Source organism: Longispora sp. NPDC051575 (assembly GCF_040681875.1).
Lineage (GTDB): Bacteria > Actinomycetota > Actinomycetes > Mycobacteriales > Micromonosporaceae > Longispora.
In genome coordinates this window covers 87,517-105,809 of the sequence record NZ_JBFAZP010000013.1, presented here as the reverse complement: position 1 = coordinate 105,809, position 18,293 = coordinate 87,517, and the positions used below count along the sequence as shown (strand labels likewise).

Here is an 18,293-nt window from a genome sequence, read left to right as displayed (position 1 = left end):
GGCTGAGTCGTGTCCGGCCCCGCCAGGTCGAGCCGGTCGTGTCCGGGATCGCCAGGTCGAGCCAGGTCGCGTCCGGCCCGCCGCCGGGGTCAGGCCGACTTCGTGTCCGACCCGCCGTCGTGGCCGGCCCGCTGCCCCGCCGAGCGGGGTACGACACCGGGTGGATACCTGACCTCGACCTCGTCCATCTTCTCGTGCGCGACCTCGTACAGGTCGATGTCCAGCCGCATCGCCAACTGGGACAGGTACGTGAAGACGTCGGCCATCTCGGAACGGACCCGCGCAGCGTGCTCCGGGTCCGCCATCACGGCGTCGGACTCCTCGGGGGTCAGCCACTGGAACTCGGCGAGCAGCTCGCCCACCTCGCCGGCCAGGGCCATGACCAGGTTCTTCGGCCGGTGGAACTGTCCCCAGTCCCGGTCCGCCGTGAACTTCGCCAACCGGGCGCGCAATTCGTCACTCTGGGTCACCCGCCGAGTCTAGTGCCGGCCGGACAGCGGCAGGACGACCGTCGGCGCTCCAGCGGAGTACCCATCTGAGGGGTTGGGGTGTTCCGGAACGCGCGGAAGCGGCGCCACCCGGAGGTGACGCCGCTCCCGGTCGGAGCCGCCCCGAGAGTTATCCCAGGACCGTGCGGAGCCGCTCCACCGCCAGGTCGATCTCGTCGCCCGTGACGACCAGCGGCGGGGCGAGCCGGATGGTGGAGCCGTGGGTGTCCTTGACCAGGACGCCCAGGTCCATCAGCTTCTCGCAGGCCTGCCGGCCCGTCATGAGCGCCGGGTCGATGTCGATCCCGGCCCACAGGCCCTGGCCACGGACGGCGAGGATGCCGTGCCCGACCAGGTCCTCCAGCCCGGCGTGCAGCTGCTTGCCGAGGTCGACCGCCCGGGCCTGGTACTCGCCGGTGCGCAGCAGGCCGACGACCGCCCGGCCGACCGCGCAGGCGAGCGGGTTGCCGCCGAACGTGGAGCCGTGCTGGCCGGGCTTGAGCACGCCGAGGACGTCCCGGTTGGCCGCGACGGCCGAGACGGGTACGACGCCGCCGCCGAGGGCCTTGCCCAGCAGGTACATGTCCGGGACGACGCCGGTGTGCTCGATGGCGAAGTTGCGTCCGGTCCGGCCGAGGCCCGACTGGATCTCGTCGCACAGGAAGAGCACGTTGTTGGCGCTGGTCACGGCGCGGACGCCGGCCAGGTAGCCGGGCGGGGGCACCAGGACCCCCGACTCGCCCTGGATGGGTTCGAGCAGGACCGCGACGGTGTTCTCGTCGATGGCGGCCGTCAGGGCCGCCAGGTCGCCGTAGGGCACGATCTCGAAGCCGGGGGTGTACGGCCCGAAGTCGGCCCGCGCGTCCTCGTCGGTCGAGAAGCTGATGATCGTCGTGGTGCGCCCGTGGAAGTTGTTCTCCGCGACGATGATCTTCGCCTTGTTCTGCGGCACGCCCTTGACCTGGTAGCCCCACTTGCGGGCGACCTTGATCGCGGTCTCCACGGCCTCGGCCCCGGTGTTCATCGGGAGCACGAGCTCCTTGCCGCACAGCTCGGCCAGCTCCTCGCAGAACGGGCCGAACTGGTCGTGGATGAACGCGCGCGAGGTCAGGGTGACCCGGTCGAGCTGGGCCTTGGCCGCCTCGATCAGCACCGGGTGCCGGTGGCCGAAGTTGAGGGCCGAGTAGCCGGCGAGGCAGTCCAGGTACCGCTTGCCGTCGATGTCGGTGACCCACGCGCCCTCGCCGTCGGCGATCACCACCGGCAGCGGGTGGTAGTTGTGCGCGGTGTGCCGCTCGGCGTACTCGACGGCGTCGGTGGTCATCACGGCCGGATCTCCAGGGTGCAGCACTTGGGGCCGCCGCCACCCTTGAGCAGCTCGGACAGGTCGACCGTGATCGGGTTGTAGCCCCGGGCCGTCAGGTCCGCGATCAGCTGGGTGGCCTGCGGCGGGACGATCACATTGTGGCCGTCGGAGACCGAGTTCAGGCCGAACACGCCCGCGTCGGCGGCGCTGACCAGGAGCGCCTCCGGGAACAGCCGGGCCAGGACCTGCTGGCTGCCGGGGCTGAACGCGCCCGGGAAGTACGCGACCTGGTCGGCCTCCAGCACGAACAGCGCCGTGTCCAGGTGGTAGTAGCGCGGGTCGACGAGCTGGAGCGAGATGACCGGGCGGCCGAACCACTCCTGCGCCTCCGAGTGCCCGCCCGGGTCGGTGCGGAAGCCGGTGCCGGCGAGCACGAAGTTCTCGGTGACGAGGAAGTCGCCCTCGCCCTCGTTGACATGCTTGGGGGCCTTGACGTCGTAGCCGGCGGCCTCGAACCAGGCGGAGTAGGCCGGGCCCTCGTCGGCGCGCTGCACGTTGCGGAACTGGGCGCCGAGCACCCGGCCGTCGACGACGGTCGCGCCGTTGGCCGCGAAGACCATGTCCGGCAGGCCCGGGATCGGGTCGATGAAGTCCACCTTGTGGCCCAGCTGCCCGTAGATCTCGACCAACTTCTCCCACTGGGAGACGGCGAGGGCGGTGTCGGTCGGCACCTCGGGGTCCATCCACGGGTTGATCACGTACTCCACGGTGAAGTACGTCGGGCGGCACATGAGATAGTGCCTGGGCTGGAGCTTCATTGATCCTCCGGGGCGAGATCGTCTTATCGTGATGACCCAAACGGTAGGCAACGCGCAGACCGAAAACCATTGCGCTTCGTTGCTCTATTACGGCGACTCGTTGCGTCTTTCCCGGCCTCAACGGCGATTCGTTGCGCGGGATACGATCCCCCGATGCCCCGTCTGATCCTGGCGTCCGCCAGCCCCGCCCGGTTGGCCCTGCTCCGATCGGCGGGCCTGGATCCCGCGGTCGTGGTGAGCGGCGTGGACGAATCCGTCGTGACCGGTCCGGCGGCGTATGTGGCCGGGGAGTTGGCCCGGTTGAAGTGCCGGGCGGTGGCGGCGGGGCAGGGCACGCCGGCCTCGGACGACCCGGCTCCCGGGGCGGCCGGCGGCACCCTCGTCCTCGGCTGCGACTCCGTGCTGGAGTTCGACGGCGAGGTCTACGGCAAGCCCGACGACGCCGCCGACGCCCGGGCCCGCTGGCTGCGGATGCGCGGCAGGTCGGGCATCCTGCACACCGGCCACCACCTGGTCCTCGGCGACCGCGAGGTCAACGCCGTCGCCGGCACGGTGATCCGGTTCGGGAACCCGTCCGACGCGGAGATCGACGCCTATGTGGCCACCGGCGAGCCGTTGTGGGTCGCGGGCGCCTTCACCCTCGACGGGTACGGCGGCTGGTTCGTCGACGGCATCGAGGGCGACCACGGCAACGTACTGGGCCTGTCGTTGCCGCTGTTCCGCCGGATGCTGGCCGAGCTGGGCGTCGCGGTGACCGACCTGTGGGCCCCGCCGACCCCCTAGGCGCGAGCCCGCGATTCCGGCGCGCCCCGATCCCGGAGCCCCGACCCGGGTCAGCCCGTGGTGGCCGGCACGCGCGCCGGTAGCCGCCGGCTCGCCTGCCACACGCACACCGCCCCCACCGCCAACAGGATCGGCAGCAGCAGGAACGCCCGGTGGGTGCCGATCCGGTCCGCGACCGGGGCCAGGATGAACGTGGTCATCCCGAACGACATCCCCATCGCGTACGAGGACAGCGCCGTCGCCCGGTCCGGGTGCCCGCCGGACGCGTCGATGCACAGCGCGATGCCCATCGGGTAGTGCACGGCCATCCCGAGCCCGGCGAGGACCAGCCCCACGACGGCCAGGGCGGGCGCGGTGCTCGTCCAGAACAGCGCGAACCCGGCGAGCGCGAACGCCAGCGACCCGAGCAGCAGGGTCGCCGGCCGGTACCGGAGCCCGAGCCGGCCGCCGACGAGCCGGCCGACGAACATGCCGCCGATGACGGCGGAGATGCTGCCGGCCGCCGCGCCGTCGGACATGCCCGCGTGGTCGCGCAGCACGGTGCTCCCCCACTGGGTGAGGCACACCTCGACGGCGCCGAACAGGGCCATGACGGCCCACGCGAACCAGTACGCGAGGGGCAGCCGGCCGGGGCGGTCGCCGTGCACGACCGCGTACCCGCCGGTCACGGTGCTCGTGTGGGTGACCTTGGCGTAGAGGGCCAGGGCCGCGATGAGCAGGACGGTCACGGCGATGGCGGGCCGCCAGCCGTACCCGAGGGCGACCGCGCCGCCGACCACGGCCGGGGCGATGACGCCGAGCCCGGAGGCCATCGCGTTGGCCTCGCTGATCGCGGCGGGGGCGCTGGGTCCGTGCGCGTCGGTGAGGGTGGGCGAGATGTAGCTGACCACGACGATGCCGAAGATCGAGGCGAGCAGGGTCGCGCCGAGGGTGAGCGGCAGCGGCTCGGACAGCACGAGGGCGGTGACGCCGACGGCCACCCCGGCGAGGCCGATCCACACGACCCGGCCCCGGCCGAACCTGCGGAGCAGCAGCGGGTACACGAGGCCGCCGCCGATCATCGAGCCGACGGCCAGGGCGCTGCCGTGCAGGCTGGCGACGAACTTGCTCGTGCCCTGTTCGTCCTGGAGCAACGGGACGACGGGGGCGAACGCGTAGAGGAAGTAGCCCCAGATGCCGAGCTGGGCGTAGCTCAGCCAGGTGAGTCGGTCGCGCAGGAGACGGGGCACGCCCCTGACGCTAGCGCCAGGGGCGTGCAGATTCGCAACCGTGTAGCGAAACTAACGGACGGACTTGGCGAACTTCCGACTCGCCCAGACCACGCACAGCAGGGTCGGGATCGCCACGAACAGCAGGCCCTTCCACACCACCGGGTCGCCCGGGTTGCCGGCGAACAGCTGCCGGGCGGCGTCGGCGGCCCACTTGAACGGGATGAACTTGGAGATCGTCGACAGCCAGCCCGGGGCGAACGTCATCGGCAGCAGGATGCCCGAGAGCAGCCAGATCGGCATGCTGATCGTGTTGAGCAGCGGGGCGAGGGCGTCCTCGCTGCGCAGGATGAGCGCGATCGCGTACGAGAACGAGGACATCAGCAGCCCGATGAGGGCGAGAAGCGCCAACGCCAACGCCAGGTTGCCGATCTCGACCTTGAGCCCGAGCGGCAGGGCGAGCAGCACGATCACCAGCGACTGGAAGATCAGCATCACGATGTCGCGGCCCGACCGGCCGAGCAGCAGGGCGAGCCGGCTGACCGGGGTGACCCGCATCCGCTCGATGACGCCCTGCCGGAGCTCGGCGACGAGCGCGAAGCCGACGAACATCGAGCCGAACATGGCGAGCTGGATCAGCAGGCCGGGGATGAAGAACTGGTACGCCGCGGACTCGGGCGCGCCCGGCGGGAGCTGGGCCTGCAACGCCTTGGTGAGCAGCGGGCCGAACAGGTACAGGAAGTACAGCGGCTGCATGATGCCGACGATGACCCAGACCGGGTTGCGCAGGAGCAGCGCCATCTGCCGGGCGAAGACGAGCCAGGTGTCACGGAGGAGTTTCACGCGTTCTCTCCCTCACGGAGCGAGCGGCCGGTCTGGCGCAGGAACACGTCGTCGAGGCTCGGCCGGTGCAGCTCGATGGAGCTGAGCGGGATGGCCTTGCTGTCGAGGAGGCGCAGCAGGTGCGGGAGCGCGGCGGAGCCGTCCTCCACGTACAACCGGAGACCGGACGCGGTGGTCTCGGCCTCGCGGACGTAGCTCTCCTCCTTGACCAGGGCCTCGGCGGCGGCGAGGTCGTGGGCGAGGACCCCGATGTTCACGACGTCCCCGGAGACCTGGCGCTTGAGCTCGTCGGTGCCGCCGGTGACGACGATCTGGCCGTGGTCGATGATCGCGATCCGGTCGCAGAGCGCGTCGGCCTCGTCCAGGTAGTGGGTGGTGATGAAGACGGTCATGCCCTCGTCCCGGAGCCGGCGGACCTCGCCCCACATGTGGGCGCGGCTCTGCGGGTCCAGGCCGGTGGTGGGCTCGTCGAGGAAGACGAGCTGCGGCTTGTGCATCAGGCTGAGCGCGATGTCGAGCCTGCGGCGCTGGCCGCCGGAGTAGGTCTTGGTCTTGCGGTCGGCGAACTCCTCGAGCTGGAACGCCTTGATGGCGTGCTCGGCCCGCGCCTTGCACTCGGTGCGGTTGATGCCGTGCAGCCGGCCCTGGTAGACGAGCTCCTCGCGGGCGCTGACCTCGTCCCACGTGCCGCCGCCCTGGGCGACGTACCCGATCCGGGCGCGGACGTCCCCGGGCTGCTTGCGCAGGTCGGCGCCGGCGATGGTCGCGGTGCCGCCGGAGGGCTCCAGCAGGGTGGCGAGCATACGGAGGGTGGTGGTCTTGCCGGCGCCGTTGGGGCCGAGGAAGCCGAAGATCTCGCCCTCCTCCACGGCGAGGTCGACGCCGCGCACGGCTTCGACATCTCCCTTACGGGAGCTGAAGGTCTTCTTCAGCCCCACTGTCTCAATGATCACTACATGCTCCAGACGTCAATTCTCGGCATCATGGTGACATCACTATGACGTCACGTCAACTCACGAAACCGCACCCGCATTGTGCTGGTCACCACCGACAGTTTCCGACAGGATGTACCCGCCAGTAGCTATAACGGTCATAGCGCGAAGGAGCCCGGTGTCCCCGCTGCCACGCCGCTCCGCGTCCGGACTCGGCTGGGCCTTCATCCTGCCCTCGATTGTCGGTTTTGGCCTCTTCATTTTCTGGCCGCTGGGCCAGTCCGTCTCGCTGTCACTCCATGGCAACGACCTGTTCGGCAGGCCGAGCGCGTATGTCGGGCCGCTGAACTTCACGGAGATGTTCGCCGATCCGGAGTTCGGCCAGGTGCTGCTCGTGACGCTCGGGTTCACCGTGCTGTCGGTGGTGCCGGCCGTCGTGGGCGCGCTGTTCGTGGTGCTGTTGCTGGAGGCGCGGATCCGGGGCGTCCGGTTCCTGCGGACCGTGTTCGCGCTGCCCTTCGCGTTCAGCGTCGCCACCGCGAGCGTCGTGTTCGCCGTGATCTACAACCCGGCGGTCGGGATCGCCAACGCGGCCCTGGGCAGCCTCGGCGCGGACCGGGTCGACTGGCTCACCGACCCGTCGATGGCGCTGGTCTCGGTCGCGGCGACGACGGTGTGGATGAACCTCGGGTACAACGTGCTGGTGCTGTCCGCCGGGGTGGGCTCGATCCCGGCCGAGGTGGTGGAGGCGGCCCGACTGGACGGGGCGACCGGCTGGAAACTCGCCCGGGGCGTACTCATCCCGTTGTTGTCCCCGCAGTTGTTCTTTCTGGTCGTGGTCTCGACGATCCACGCGTTGCAGAGCTTCGGCCAGATCCACATCCTGACCAAGGGCGGGCCGAACGGGCAGACCACCACCCTGGTGTACTCGATCTACGAGAAGGCCTTCGCCTACGGCTCCTCGGACTTCGGCGGGGCCAGCGCGCGGGCGATCGTCCTCCTGCTGATCGTGCTGGCATGCACGGCGGTGCAGTTCGGCGTGCTGGAACGGCGGGTGCACTACAGATGAGAAAACTGCCGGTCTACCTGGTACTCGCCCTCGCCGCCATCCCCGTGCTCTTCCCGGTGTACTACGCGTTCGCCGGCTCGGTCATGGTGCCCGGCGACCTGAGCCCACCGGCCCTGTTCCCCCGGAGCGGCATCCGTCCGGGCAACTTCGGCGAGGTCCTGGAAGCGGTGCCTCTGGCCAGGCAGTACGCCAACTCGGCGGTCCAGGCCGGGGTGATCACGGCCAGCCAGCTGCTCACCAGCATTCTCGCGGCCTACGCCTTCGTCTACCTGCGACTGCCGAGGTTCGTGTTCTGGGGCTTCCTGGCCACCCTGATGGTGCCCGTCGAGTCGATCATCATCCCGAACTACCTGCGGATCTCGGACTGGGGCCTGGCGCGCGGCCCCGGCACGTACCTCGGACTGGTCCTGCCCTTCCTCGCCAGCGCCTTCGGGACCTTCCTGCTCCGGCAGAGCTTCCGGCAGTTCCCCGCCGAGCTGCGCGACGCGGCCGCCATGGACGGCGCGGGGCACCTGAGGTTCCTGTTCCGGATCCTGGTGCCGCTGTCCAAGCCCGCGATCGCCGCCGTCGGGGTGTACGTGTTCCTGTCCGCGTGGAACCAGTTCCTCTGGCCGTTGCTGCTGGTGCGGGACCCGTCGTACCAGACATTGCAGATCGGCGTGTCCCAGCTCAACGACGCCGAGGCCGCCTCGCCCGGCCTGATCCTCGCCGGGGTCGTACTCTCCCTGCTGCCCACCCTCGCCATCGTGATCTTCGGGCAGCGGCACATCGTCCGTGGTCTGACCGCCGGTGCGGTCAAGTAGAAAGGCTCGCCCATGAAACGAAGGCTGCTCCCCCTGCTCCTCGTGCTCGGCCTGGCCGCCGCGTGCACCAGCACCCCGAAGGCGCAGGCGCCGACCGACGCGCCCGGTGCGGACGCGCTCGCCAACGCGAAGGGTGAGACGAACGTCGAGTTCTGGCACTCGATGAAGGGCGCCAACGCGACGGCCCTGGAGGCGCTGACCTCGACGTTCAACAAGGAACACGCCGGGAAGATCAAGATCAGTCCGGTGTACCAGGGCAGCTACGACGAGACCGTCACCAAGTACAAGGCGGCGGTGCAGCAGAAGAACACCCCGACCCTGGTGATGATCTACGACATCGGCACCCGGTTCATGGTGGACTCGAAGCAGACGGTGCCGATGCAGAGCTTCGTGGACGCCGACAAGTTCGCGCTCGACGACCTCGAACCCAACATCGCCAGCTACTACAAGGTCGGCGGCAAGCTCCAGTCGATGCCGTTCAACTCGTCCACGCCCCTGCTCTACCTGAACAAGGAGGCGTTCGACCGGGCCGGGCTGGACGTGACGAAGCCGCCGCGCACGCTCGACGAGATCTCCGAGTACGCGCGCAAGCTCACCGTCCGCGACTCCTCCGGCAAGGTCACCCAGTACGGCTTCAACGCCGCCATCTACGGCTGGTTCGTCGAACAGCTGCTGGCCACCAACGCCGAGGAGTACTGCGACCAGGGCAACGGCCGCAACGGTCTCGCCACGAAGGTCAACTTCGCGTCCCCGACCGGGATCAAGGTCGCCCAGTGGTGGGCGGACCTGGTGAAGTCCGGCAACGCCACCAACACCGGCCGCAAGACCGACGACGCCCAGGCCGCGTTCAAGTCGGGCACGGTCGCCATGCACCTGGAGTCGACCTCGACGCTGCGGGGCTACCTGGACGCGGCGAAGGGCAAGTTCACCGTGGCCACCGCGCCGTTCCCGAAGGTCGCGAAGACCTCGACCGGCGGTCCGATCATCGGGGGCGCGTCACTGTGGATCAACGGGGTCGGGCACTCCGCCGCCGAGCAGCGGGCCGCGTGGGAGTTCACCAAGTGGGCGGTCGGGGCGACCCAGCAGGCCCAGTGGCACACGGGCACCGGCTACGTACCCGTCAACCGCAAGGCCGTGATCGACGCGGCCCCGCAGTTCGGCACGGCGGTGACCCAGCTGCACGACCTGCCGCCGTCGGTCGCCTCGGCCGGGTGCGCGCTCGGCGTGATGCCGCAGGCCCGCAAGGCCGCCGAGGACGGGCTGGAGGCCGCGATCACGGACACGAAGAACGCGGACGAGGCGATGACGGACGCGGCCGGGACGCTGAAGTCGCCGATCGACGCGTACAACAGGGCAGTCAAGTAGGTCGAGCCGGGCGGCGGCCCGGGGCCTGCCCTGGCCTGGTCACGGAGCCTGATCCGGCCCGGTTTCCGAGCCGCCGCGCAAGACCTCCCGGAGTGACATTTCCCGGGGGCCCGTTCGGGGCCCCCGGGAAACGGGGACCGCTAGACTCCGGACCGTGCGCAAGGTATTGATCGCCAATCGTGGCGAAATCGCGGTTCGTGTCATCCGGGCCTGTCGGGACGCCGGCCTCGCCAGCGTCGCCGTGTACGCCGATTCGGACAGGGACGCCCCCCACGCCCGAATGGCCGACGAGGCCTTCGCGCTCGGCGGTGACACCCCCGGCGACACCTACCTGGTGATCGACAAGCTGATCGACGTCGCCCGGCGGTCCGGTGCCGACGCGGTGCACCCCGGCTACGGCTTCCTGTCCGAGAACGCCGAGTTCGCCGAGGCCGTGACCGGCGCGGGCCTGACCTGGATCGGCCCGTCCCCGCAGGCCATCCGGGACCTGGGCGACAAGGTGACCGCCCGGCACATCGCGGCCCGGGCCGGCGCGCCGCTCGTCGCGGGTACGGCCGACCCGGTGTCCGACGCCGACGAGATCGTGGCGTTCGCCAAGGAGCACGGCCTGCCGGTCGCGATCAAGGCGGCGTTCGGCGGCGGCGGGCGCGGGCTGAAGGTGGCCCGCGAGCTGGAGGAGATCCCCGAGCTGTTCGCGTCCGCGACCCGGGAGGCCGTCGCGGCGTTCGGCCGGGGCGAGTGCTTCGTGGAGCGGTACCTGGACAAGCCCCGGCACGTCGAGGCGCAGGTCCTGGCCGACCAGCACGGCAACGTGATCGTGGTCGGCACCCGGGACTGCTCGTTGCAGCGCCGGCACCAGAAGCTGGTCGAGGAGGCCCCGGCGCCGTTCCTCTCCGACGCGCAGCGGGCCCAGATCCACACGTCGGCGAAGGCCATCTGCCGCGAGGCGGGCTACTACGGCGCCGGTACCGTCGAATATCTCGTCGGGGTCGACGGCACCATCTCCTTCCTGGAGGTCAACACCCGGCTCCAGGTCGAGCACCCGGTGTCGGAGGAGACCACGGGCCTGGACCTGGTCCGCGAGCAGTTCCGGATCGCCGACGGGCTCGCGCTGGAGATCACCGAGGACCCGACGCCGCGCGGGCACTCCTTCGAGTTCCGGATCAACGGCGAGGACCCGGGCCGGGGCTTCCTGCCCGCGCCGGGCGTCGTGACCCGCTTCGTGGCCCCGTCCGGGCCGGGCGTGCGGGTCGACGCGGGCATCGAGTCCGGCTCCGTGATCGGCGGCAACTTCGACTCGCTGCTCGCCAAGGTGATCGTGACCGGGGCGACCCGCACGGAGGCCCTGGAGCGTTCCCGCCGGGTGCTGGACGAGCTGGTCGTCGAGGGCATGGCCACGGCGCTGCCGTTCCACCGGGCGATCGTCCGGGACGAGGCGTTCACGGCCGACCCGTTCACCGTGCACACCCGGTGGATCGAGACGGAGTGGGTCAACTCGGTGGCGCCGTTCACCGATCCGGCCCTGTCCGAGGAGTCCGAGCCGCGCGAGACGATCGTGGTCGAGGTCGGCGGCAAGCGGCTGTCGGTCACGCTGCCCGCCGGGCTGGGCGCGGGTTCGGCCCCGGCCGCGAAGAAGGCGGCCCCGAAGCGGGGCGGCGGCGGTGGCGCGAAGAAGGCCGCGAGCGGTTCGTCGCTGGCCAGCCCGATGCAGGGCACGATCGTGAAGATCGCGGTCGAGGAGGGCCAGCAGGTGGCCGAGGGCGAGCTGATCGTGGTCCTGGAGGCCATGAAGATGGAGCAGCCGCTGAACGCGCACAAGGCGGGCACGGTCACGGGCCTGGCCGCCGTGGTGGGCGAGGTCGTCTCGGCCGGCGCGGTGCTCTGCGAGATCAAGGACTAGTTTTCGGGTACGAGGTGGGCCGGTCCGTTCGCGGGCCGGCCCTTTCTCGTGCCCTGGTCACGCCGCCACCGGGCGGCGCGCGCACTGCGACTTAGGGCGCGCGGGGCGTCGTGGGCCGGCGCGGTGACAGCTCCCGGGCCGGTCACTTCGCGAAGAGGAGCCGGATCACCGGGCGGGGGTCGGCGACAACCTCGGGCGGCAGGTTGCCGGCCAGGGCCAGGGTGGCGAAGCCGTGCACGATGGACCAGGCCGCGTAGCCGGTGAGCTGCGGGTCCGGGCCGAGTTCCGGGGCGGGGCGGTTGGCCAGTCCGGCCTGGAGGGCGGCGGCGCTGGCGTCGCGGGCGGGCCCGATCTCGTCCTCCCGGTACAGGGTCGGGTGGAACATCACCTCGAAGTGCGCCGGGTGCGCCATGGCGAACCGGATGTAGGCCACTCCCGCGTCGAGGATGTCGCCGCCGGCCGCCGTGAGGGCTTCGGCCAGCAGCTCGTACCCCTCGATGGCCAGTGCCGTGAGCAGCCCGAGCTTGTCGCCGAAGTGGTGGGCGGGCGCCGCGTGCGAGACGCCGGCCCGGCGGGCGAGGTCGCGGAGGCTGAGCGCGGCGGGGCCGGTCTCGGCGATCGCCTCGGCGGCGGTGGCGAGCAGCGTGCGGCGGAGATCTCCGTGGTGGTAGCCCATGCCCACATCTTGCCATTGACAAGTTCAGGATGCCAGCCCTAGTCTTGACACTGACAAGATTGGAGTACGGACATGGCACCCCTCATCGCACTCGTCGTCGGTTCGCTGCTGTTCCGGGGCACCGGCTGGCTCGGCGTGGACCTCTTCGACACCTGGCCGGAAGCCCTGCGCGGCGGGCTGGCCCTGATGTTCCTGGTCACCGGGATCGCACACTTCCACCCCAAGCTGCGCGGCGACATGATCGCGATGGTGCCGCCGGCCCTGCCCGCCCCGGCCCTCCTGGTCACGGCCACCGGCGTCCTCGAACTCGCCGGCGCGGCCGGTCTCCTCCTCCCCCCGACGGCCCGGCTCGCCGCGGTCTGCCTGGGCCTGCTACTCCTGGCCATGTTCCCCGCGAACGTGTACGCGGCCCGGGCGAAGCTGATGTTCGGCGGCCGGCCGGCCACGGCGCTCCTGCCCCGCACCATCGAGCAGGTCGTGTTCCTGGCGGCGTGCGTGGTGGCGGCGCTGTAGCCCAGGCCCCGGGACCGGGTCACGGTTCCGGCGCGAGGGCCCGGCACGGATCCTCACAGGTCAGGCGTCCTCAGGCCGACCCCGGCCTGGCGTTGACGGCCCCGGGCCGGTGGTCGCGACGGCGGGTCGCGGCCACCGGCCCGGGTTCAGCGCCAGGTCAGCTCACCGCCAGGTCAGCTCTCCTGCGGAGCGGCGGCAGAGGCGGGAGCGGTCCCGGTCGGAGCCGACGTCGCCAGAGCGGACGCCGTCGGCGCCACCCGCGCGACCCCCCTGCTCCGCCGCCGCCACACCAGCAGCCCGACCACCGGAACCGCCAGCACCGCCAGGAACGGCAGCAGCGCCCCGAACACCGTCAGCGCCGCGTCGACCAGCCCGGTGAACCCCTTCCACCCGGACTTCAACCCCGCGAGGAACCCGGTCTCGGGCTTCTTCGGCTCGACCACCTTGACCGGTGCGTCCGGCCCGATCAGCTTCACGGTGATCGTGGACAGCGTCACCTGGTCGTCGAGGCTGCGCTTGCGGGCCTCCAGCGAGGCCAGTTCGCCCTCGCGCTTGGCGAGCTCGGCCTCGATGGTGGTGATCTCGGACAGGCCGGTGGCCTTGTCGAGCAGGCCCCGGATCCGCTGCACGCTGGCCCGCTGGGCGATGATCCGGGCGTCGACGTCGACCACGGCGGAGGTGACGTCCTCGGTCTTGATCTCGCGGGCCTGCTCCTTGCCGAGCTTCGCGATCTCGGTGACCGTGGCGTAGAACGCGGCGGACGGCACCCGCAGGGTCAGGGTCGCGGTCGGCGCGCCCCGCCCGGTGCCGCGCTGCTCGCCGCCCACGAAGCCCCGGGCCCGCTCGGCGATGGCGGCGGCGTCCCCGGCCGCGGTCTCCATGTTGTCCACCTTCACGGTGGTCGTTCCGGTGTAGATGATCGAGCGGGTGCTCACGTCGACCTGGGCCGGGGCGCCCTTGAGCGGCGGGGCGGCGTCCTTGGCGGGCGGCGGCGCCCCGTTGGGCGCCTGCGCCGCAGGGCCCGCGGCGCTCTTCTCGGCACGGTCGTCGGAGGCGGAGGAACAGCCGGTCAGGGCGACCGCCAACAGGGGGATGACTATCCACTTGGTACGCATGTCGATCCGATGTGCGTCCTGGGCACCCGGTTCCGTCCGGTCGGTTGCGAGTCGGCATAGGCTAGGTCACATGGAGCTCACGAAGTACACCCACGCCTGCGTCCGCCTCGCGCGGGACGGCGGGGTGCTGGTGATCGACCCCGGCCTGTGGGCCGAACCCGAGGCCCTGGCCGGCGCGGACGCGGTGCTGCTGACCCACGAGCACGCCGACCACGCGGACCTGGCCCGGCTCCGCGCGCTGGACGTGCCGGTGTTCGCCCCGGCGGGCGCCGACCTGGACGGGCTGCCGGTGACGTCGGTGCGGACCGGCGAGGAGTTCACGGCGGCCGGGTTCCGGATCCGGGCGGTGGGCGGCGAGCACGCCACGGCGTACGGGGACCGGCCCCGGTGCGCGAACCTGGGCTACGTCGTGGACGACCGCGTGTACCACCCGGGCGACTCCTTCTCCCGTCCGGAGCAGTCCGTGGAGACCCTGCTGCTGCCCCTGGGCGGCCCGTGGTGGCACCTGGACGCCGCGATCGACTTCGCGAGGAACGTGAAGGCGGAGCGCACGATCCCGATCCACGACGGGATGTACCAGGAGCGCGCGCTGCCGACCTTCGACGGGTGGCTGCACGAGTACACCGACGTGGGCTACGTCCGCGTGCGTCCCGGCGACACGGTCTGACGATGACCCCGGCGGAGACGGCGGCGGCCCTGAAGGCGGCGGTGTACACCCTGGGCGCGGCGTACGGCGAGTGCCCGCAGACCCTGCGCCGGGCCCGCGCGATGGGCCTGACCGGCTGGGGCTTCTACGTGGCCGGCCGGGGTGGCGTGCTCGGCGACGTCCGCCCGGAGGTGGTGGCGAGCGCCATGGGCTTCATCGCGCTGGACGCGGTGCGCGACGGCTGGCACGCGGCGCGCCGTACGGCCCGGCCGACGGACATCGCGGAGGCGAGCCTGGCGGAGTGCTGCCGGTGGGGCCGGGAGCGGCTGGACGGCTTCGCGGGGGTGGCCCGGTTGGCGGATCTGGCGGGCCGGGTCGCGGCGGCGGCGGACGCGGCGGGGCTGACCCTGTTCGGGGCGTGGCGGTCGACGCCGGCCCCGGAGGACGGTCCCGGTGCCCGGGCGGCGGTGGCCCTGCACCTGTTGCGGGAGTTCCGGGGCGGGGTGCACCTGTTGGCGGTCCGGGCGGTGGGGCTCACCCCGATCGAGGCGATCGTGGCGGGGCCGGAGGGTCCGGCGGGGGCGATGGCGTTCGGCTGGCAGCCGCCGTACCCGGAGATCGCTCCGCTCTTCCGTCGTCGGGCGAACGCCGAGGTCCTGACGGACCGGCTCGCGGGTGACGCGTTCCGGGCGCTGGTCCCGGCGGAGCGCGCCGAGCTGGTGAGTCTCGTCTCCGCCGCGCGGGAAGTGGTAACCCGCAAGCCCTGATTTATGAAATCTGGTGGACGACGTGGGGTGGCCGGACTTCACTGGGAACATGAGCACTTTTCCCACGGGGTTCACGACCGCGCGACCGCACCTGGACGACGTCCCGGAGATCCTGACGATGCTGCACGCGAGCGACATGGTCGCGATCGGCTTCCCCGACTTCGACGAGTCGCAGGTCACGGAGGTGCTCACGGCCACCGGCTTCGACCCGGAGGCCGATTCCTGGCTGGTCCGCGATCCGGCGGGCCGCCTGGTCTGCTGGGGGTATCTGGAGGACGGTGACCAGGAGATCTACTGCGAGGCCTACCAGCATCCGGAGGAGCCGGCCGAGCTGCAACGCACCATGATCGCCCTCCTGACGGCCCGGGCGGTGGAGCGGGCCCGAGCGAAGGGGTCGACCGAGCTGGGTCTCGCCGCGGGGGCGGTGCCCGGCACCGAGGAGCGCTACATCGGCTTCCTCGCCGAGGCGGGCTTCGAGTTCGCCACCCAGCACGCCCGGATGAGCCGGCCGCTCGACGGCGACGAGAAGGCCCCGGTGCCGCCGGAGGGCGTGGTGATCAGGGTGATGCGCCCCGAGGAGCTGCGCCGGTTCGACGAGATCGCGGTCACGACGTTCGCGGACACCGCGCACCCGCTGCACCGGTCGTTCGAGGAGTTCCAGGCCACCCTGACCGGGGAGGTGCCGTGGGACGAGTGGCTGGTCTGCGAGGTCGACGGGGGCATGGTGGGGGTGCTGCGGTCCTCCAACCAGGCCCTGGACCGCAACGAGGGCTGGGTGCGCACCCTGGGGGTGCTGGCGGCGTACCGGGGGCGCGGCCTGGCCCGGATGCTGCTGGAGACGGCCTTCGCGCTGTACGCGGAGAAGGGCCGCACGGCCGTGGGGCTGGGCGTGGACACGACGAACCCCACCGGGGCGTACCGGTTGTACGAGTCGCTGGGCATGACGCCGGCCTACGTGGCGAACATCTACAAGCAGACCGTTCCGGTCTAGACCCTTCAGCGGGGTACCGGGGGCGCCCGGTGCTCCAGCACGGCGGCACCGCCCAGAGCTGGGCCCGACGGTGCCTTCCAGAAAATTGTCCCGTGAACCCGCGCCCGGGCGTGTCGCCCCGTTACGCCGCGGGTCGGGCCCGCAACGCGGCCACGTAGTCGTCGGGCGCGCCGGCCTTCTCCGCCGCGTTGGCGATCTCGGAGAGGTACCACGCCGAGGGCAGGCCGCCCTCGTAGCCGGTGAAGACGTACAGCCACGCCGTGTACTCGCCCTCCAGGGTGGCGACCCGGACGTGCAGCTTCCGGTACGTGTCGGAGGCCACCCCCTCCAGGTCGTCGAGCGCCTGGGCGTCGAAGGAGTGGATGTCGTAGAGCGCGACGAACACCTGGTCGCCCGGGGACTCCACCAGGGTGGCCACCGAGCCCTCCGGCCCGATCTCCTTCTCCCCGGCGAAGGTCAGACGCCAGCCTTCCAGCCAGCCGGTCCCCACCATCGGGGAGTGCGGGCAGTAGGCCCGCATGCGGCCGGGATCGAGATTTGAGCCATACGCTGCGTACATCGGCACCAGCCGACGATAGCTTGAATTGCCGTGGTGGAGAATAAGCCTGGCCGGCAGTCGAGTTGTTTGGAGAGTTGGCTTGTGTCTCGCATCGTGATCATTGGTGGTGGCCCGGCCGGGTACGAGGCCGCGCTCGTCGCCGCCCAACTCGACGCCGACGTCACCGTGGTGGAGGCGGACGGGGCCGGTGGGGCGTGCGTCCTGTCCGACTGCGTGCCGTCGAAGACCTTCATCGCGTCCTCGGACGTCGTGACCGCCATGTCGGCGGCGTCGGCCCTCGGGGTCAGCGCCGGCCCGGCGGTGGTGGACGCCCAGGCGGTGTACAGCCGGGTGAAACACCTCGCCATCGCCCAGTCCGAGGATATCCGGGCAAAGCTCTGCAAGGTGGGCGTGGACTTCGTGCACGGCCGGGCCCGGCTGGGCTCCGACGCGCTCGGGCACACCCACCGGGTGGTGATCCAGCCAACGAACGGCACCGAGTACGTGGTCGAGGCCGACATCGTGCTGCTCGCCACCGGGGCCACCCCGCGGGTGCTGCCGGACGCGGTGCCGGACGGGGAGCGCATCCTCACCTGGCGCCAGGTGTACGACCTGCCGGACCTGCCCGAGAAGCTGATCGTGATCGGTTCCGGGGTGACGGGCGCGGAGTTCGCCAGCGCGTACAACGCGATCGGGGTGGACACGACGCTGGTCTCCAGCCGGGAGCGGGTCATGCCGCACGAGGACGCCGACGCGGCCGCCGCGATCGAGCGGGTGTTCCGGGCCCGGGGCATGACGATCCTGGGCCGGTCGCGCGCCGACAAGGTCACCCGTACCCCGAACGGCGTGCTGGTGGAGCTGGCCGACGGCCGCAAGGTCGAGGGCAGCCACGCGCTGATGGCCGTGGGCTCGGTGCCGAACACGGAGGGCCTGGGGCTCGACGAGTACGGCGTGAAGACGGACCGGGGCTACATCTCCACCGACCGGGTGTCGCGCACCAACGTGCCGGGCATCTACGCGGCCGGCGACGTCACGGGCGTCCTGCCCCTGGCCAGCGTCGCGGCCATGCAGGGCCGGATCGCGATGTGGCACGCCCTGGGTGAGGCGGTCTCCCCGCTGCGCCTGCAGACCGTCGCCGCGAACGTGTTCACCGATCCGGAGCTGGCCACGGTCGGCGTGTCGCAGAACGACGTGGATACCGGCAAGGTCCCGGCCCGGGCCGTGATGCTGCCGCTGGACGGCAACGCGCGGGCGAAGATGGCGAACATCACCGACGGCTTCGTGAAGATCTTCTGCCGGCCGGCGTCGGGGCTGGTCATCGGTGGCGTGGTCGTGGCCCCGAAGGCGAGCGAGCTGATCCTGCCGATCTCGCTGGCCATCGAGCACCACCTGACGGTGTCCCAGCTGGCCCAGACGATCACGATCTACCCGTCGCTGGCGGGGTCGCTGGCCGAGGCGGCCCGGCAGTTGATGCAGCACGAGTTCGTCTAGACCGGACGCGCCGGGGCCGGGGAGTACCCGACCCCGGTCCC

Annotated in this window: 19 protein-coding genes; 10 read left to right on the top strand and 9 right to left on the bottom strand. The window is 71.3% G+C overall.

Features of this window, described 5'->3' with window-relative positions; genetic code table 11:
* Positions 1-89: 89 nt before the first annotated feature.
* The 3 genes from AB0M43_RS34590 to ddaH all read right to left on the bottom strand — a co-directional run bounded on the left by AB0M43_RS34590 (position 90) and on the right by ddaH (position 2,612).
* Positions 90-470: a nucleotide pyrophosphohydrolase gene (locus AB0M43_RS34590; RefSeq protein ID WP_363730844.1), complete on the bottom strand. Its 381-nt coding sequence runs from the start codon at positions 468-470 to the stop codon at positions 90-92.
* Positions 471-618: 148 nt separating this feature from the next.
* Positions 619-1,812 (bottom strand): ornithine--oxo-acid transaminase, encoded by a 1,194-nt coding sequence (gene rocD, locus AB0M43_RS34585; protein WP_363730841.1) that lies wholly within the window; start codon positions 1,810-1,812, stop codon positions 619-621.
* Positions 1,812-2,612 carry a dimethylargininase gene (gene ddaH / locus AB0M43_RS34580; RefSeq protein WP_363730839.1) on the bottom strand — a complete coding sequence of 267 codons (801 nt, stop codon included), beginning with the start codon at positions 2,610-2,612 and terminating at the stop codon, positions 1,812-1,814. Before ddaH ends, rocD begins: the two co-directional genes overlap by 1 nt.
* Positions 2,613-2,765: 153 nt before the next feature.
* Between ddaH and AB0M43_RS34575 the strand changes: the two genes are divergently transcribed.
* A complete protein-coding gene (locus tag AB0M43_RS34575; protein ID WP_363730837.1) occupies positions 2,766-3,395 on the top strand; it encodes a Maf family protein in 630 nt (209 codons plus the stop codon).
* Positions 3,396-3,445: 50 nt separating this feature from the next.
* Here the strand turns inward: AB0M43_RS34575 and AB0M43_RS34570 are convergent, their stop codons facing one another.
* Genes AB0M43_RS34570 through AB0M43_RS34560 form a run of 3 tightly spaced genes read right to left on the bottom strand, consistent with a single transcriptional unit; the run spans position 3,446 to position 6,396 of the window.
* Positions 3,446-4,624 carry an MFS transporter gene (locus AB0M43_RS34570; RefSeq protein WP_363730834.1) on the bottom strand — a complete coding sequence of 393 codons (1,179 nt, stop codon included), beginning with the start codon at positions 4,622-4,624 and terminating at the stop codon, positions 3,446-3,448.
* Between the two features lie 51 nt (positions 4,625-4,675).
* Complete coding sequence (locus tag AB0M43_RS34565) at positions 4,676-5,446, bottom strand: ABC transporter permease (RefSeq protein WP_363730831.1); 771 nt, start codon at positions 5,444-5,446, stop codon at positions 4,676-4,678.
* Positions 5,443-6,396 (bottom strand): ATP-binding cassette domain-containing protein, encoded by a 954-nt coding sequence (locus tag AB0M43_RS34560; RefSeq protein ID WP_363731153.1) that lies wholly within the window; start codon positions 6,394-6,396, stop codon positions 5,443-5,445. The genes AB0M43_RS34565 and AB0M43_RS34560 overlap by 4 nt, the downstream gene beginning before the upstream one ends.
* A gap of 160 nt (positions 6,397-6,556) precedes the next feature.
* Here AB0M43_RS34560 and AB0M43_RS34555 point away from each other — a divergent pair, with 160 nt between their 5' ends.
* The 4 genes from AB0M43_RS34555 (at position 6,557) to AB0M43_RS34540 (ending at position 11,515) form a co-directional block, all read left to right on the top strand.
* On the top strand, positions 6,557-7,447 hold the full coding sequence (locus tag AB0M43_RS34555) for a sugar ABC transporter permease (protein WP_363730829.1): 891 nt from the start codon (positions 6,557-6,559) through the stop codon (positions 7,445-7,447).
* Entirely contained in the window at positions 7,444-8,250 is an 807-nt protein-coding gene (locus tag AB0M43_RS34550) for a carbohydrate ABC transporter permease (protein ID WP_363730826.1), read from the top strand. Before AB0M43_RS34555 ends, AB0M43_RS34550 begins: the two co-directional genes overlap by 4 nt.
* A gap of 12 nt (positions 8,251-8,262) precedes the next feature.
* Entirely contained in the window at positions 8,263-9,615 is a 1,353-nt protein-coding gene (locus AB0M43_RS34545) for an ABC transporter substrate-binding protein (RefSeq protein ID WP_363730823.1), read from the top strand.
* A 154-nt stretch (positions 9,616-9,769) separates the two neighbouring features.
* A complete protein-coding gene (locus tag AB0M43_RS34540; protein WP_363730820.1) occupies positions 9,770-11,515 on the top strand; it encodes a biotin carboxylase N-terminal domain-containing protein in 1,746 nt (581 codons plus the stop codon).
* Between the two features lie 142 nt (positions 11,516-11,657).
* Here AB0M43_RS34540 and AB0M43_RS34535 read toward each other — a convergent pair whose 3' ends face one another.
* Entirely contained in the window at positions 11,658-12,191 is a 534-nt protein-coding gene (locus AB0M43_RS34535; RefSeq protein ID WP_363730817.1) for a TetR/AcrR family transcriptional regulator, read from the bottom strand.
* Between the two features lie 72 nt (positions 12,192-12,263).
* On the opposite strand from AB0M43_RS34535, the gene AB0M43_RS34530 reads away from it, so the two are divergent.
* Positions 12,264-12,704: a DoxX family membrane protein gene (locus AB0M43_RS34530; RefSeq protein WP_363730815.1), complete on the top strand. Its 441-nt coding sequence runs from the start codon at positions 12,264-12,266 to the stop codon at positions 12,702-12,704.
* 173 nt (positions 12,705-12,877) lie between these two features.
* Here AB0M43_RS34530 and AB0M43_RS34525 read toward each other — a convergent pair whose 3' ends face one another.
* A complete protein-coding gene (locus tag AB0M43_RS34525) occupies positions 12,878-13,819 on the bottom strand; it encodes a DUF4349 domain-containing protein (RefSeq protein ID WP_363730812.1) in 942 nt (313 codons plus the stop codon).
* 70 nt (positions 13,820-13,889) lie between these two features.
* Between AB0M43_RS34525 and AB0M43_RS34520 the strand changes: the two genes are divergently transcribed.
* Genes AB0M43_RS34520 through AB0M43_RS34510 form a run of 3 tightly spaced genes read left to right on the top strand, consistent with a single transcriptional unit; the run spans position 13,890 to position 16,223 of the window.
* Positions 13,890-14,486 carry an MBL fold metallo-hydrolase gene (locus AB0M43_RS34520; protein WP_363730809.1) on the top strand — a complete coding sequence of 199 codons (597 nt, stop codon included), beginning with the start codon at positions 13,890-13,892 and terminating at the stop codon, positions 14,484-14,486.
* A gap of 2 nt (positions 14,487-14,488) precedes the next feature.
* Positions 14,489-15,232: a hypothetical protein gene (locus AB0M43_RS34515; protein ID WP_363730807.1), complete on the top strand. Its 744-nt coding sequence runs from the start codon at positions 14,489-14,491 to the stop codon at positions 15,230-15,232.
* 49 nt (positions 15,233-15,281) lie between these two features.
* Positions 15,282-16,223 carry a GNAT family N-acetyltransferase gene (locus AB0M43_RS34510; RefSeq protein WP_363730804.1) on the top strand — a complete coding sequence of 314 codons (942 nt, stop codon included), beginning with the start codon at positions 15,282-15,284 and terminating at the stop codon, positions 16,221-16,223.
* Between the two features lie 121 nt (positions 16,224-16,344).
* Here AB0M43_RS34510 and AB0M43_RS34505 read toward each other — a convergent pair whose 3' ends face one another.
* Positions 16,345-16,788: a gamma-glutamylcyclotransferase gene (locus AB0M43_RS34505; protein ID WP_363730801.1), complete on the bottom strand. Its 444-nt coding sequence runs from the start codon at positions 16,786-16,788 to the stop codon at positions 16,345-16,347.
* A gap of 75 nt (positions 16,789-16,863) precedes the next feature.
* Here AB0M43_RS34505 and AB0M43_RS34500 point away from each other — a divergent pair, with 75 nt between their 5' ends.
* On the top strand, positions 16,864-18,252 hold the full coding sequence (locus AB0M43_RS34500) for an NAD(P)H-quinone dehydrogenase (protein WP_363730799.1): 1,389 nt from the start codon (positions 16,864-16,866) through the stop codon (positions 18,250-18,252).
* Positions 18,253-18,293 lie beyond the last annotated feature (41 nt).

Coding starts and splice junctions, on each gene's coding strand:
- rocD (WP_363730841.1), bottom strand. CDS start 1,812: ATGACCACCGACGCCGTCGAGTACGCCGAGCGGCACACCGCGCACAAC.
- ddaH (WP_363730839.1), bottom strand. CDS start 2,612: ATGAAGCTCCAGCCCAGGCACTATCTCATGTGCCGCCCGACGTACTTC.
- AB0M43_RS34575 (WP_363730837.1), top strand. CDS start 2,766: ATGCCCCGTCTGATCCTGGCGTCCGCCAGCCCCGCCCGGTTGGCCCTG.
- AB0M43_RS34550 (WP_363730826.1), top strand. CDS start 7,444: ATGAGAAAACTGCCGGTCTACCTGGTACTCGCCCTCGCCGCCATCCCC.
- AB0M43_RS34545 (WP_363730823.1), top strand. CDS start 8,263: ATGAAACGAAGGCTGCTCCCCCTGCTCCTCGTGCTCGGCCTGGCCGCC.
- AB0M43_RS34535 (WP_363730817.1), bottom strand. CDS start 12,191: ATGGGCTACCACCACGGAGATCTCCGCCGCACGCTGCTCGCCACCGCC.
- AB0M43_RS34530 (WP_363730815.1), top strand. CDS start 12,264: ATGGCACCCCTCATCGCACTCGTCGTCGGTTCGCTGCTGTTCCGGGGC.
- AB0M43_RS34525 (WP_363730812.1), bottom strand. CDS start 13,819: ATGCGTACCAAGTGGATAGTCATCCCCCTGTTGGCGGTCGCCCTGACC.
- AB0M43_RS34520 (WP_363730809.1), top strand. CDS start 13,890: ATGGAGCTCACGAAGTACACCCACGCCTGCGTCCGCCTCGCGCGGGAC.
- AB0M43_RS34515 (WP_363730807.1), top strand. CDS start 14,489: ATGACCCCGGCGGAGACGGCGGCGGCCCTGAAGGCGGCGGTGTACACC.
- AB0M43_RS34510 (WP_363730804.1), top strand. CDS start 15,282: ATGAGCACTTTTCCCACGGGGTTCACGACCGCGCGACCGCACCTGGAC.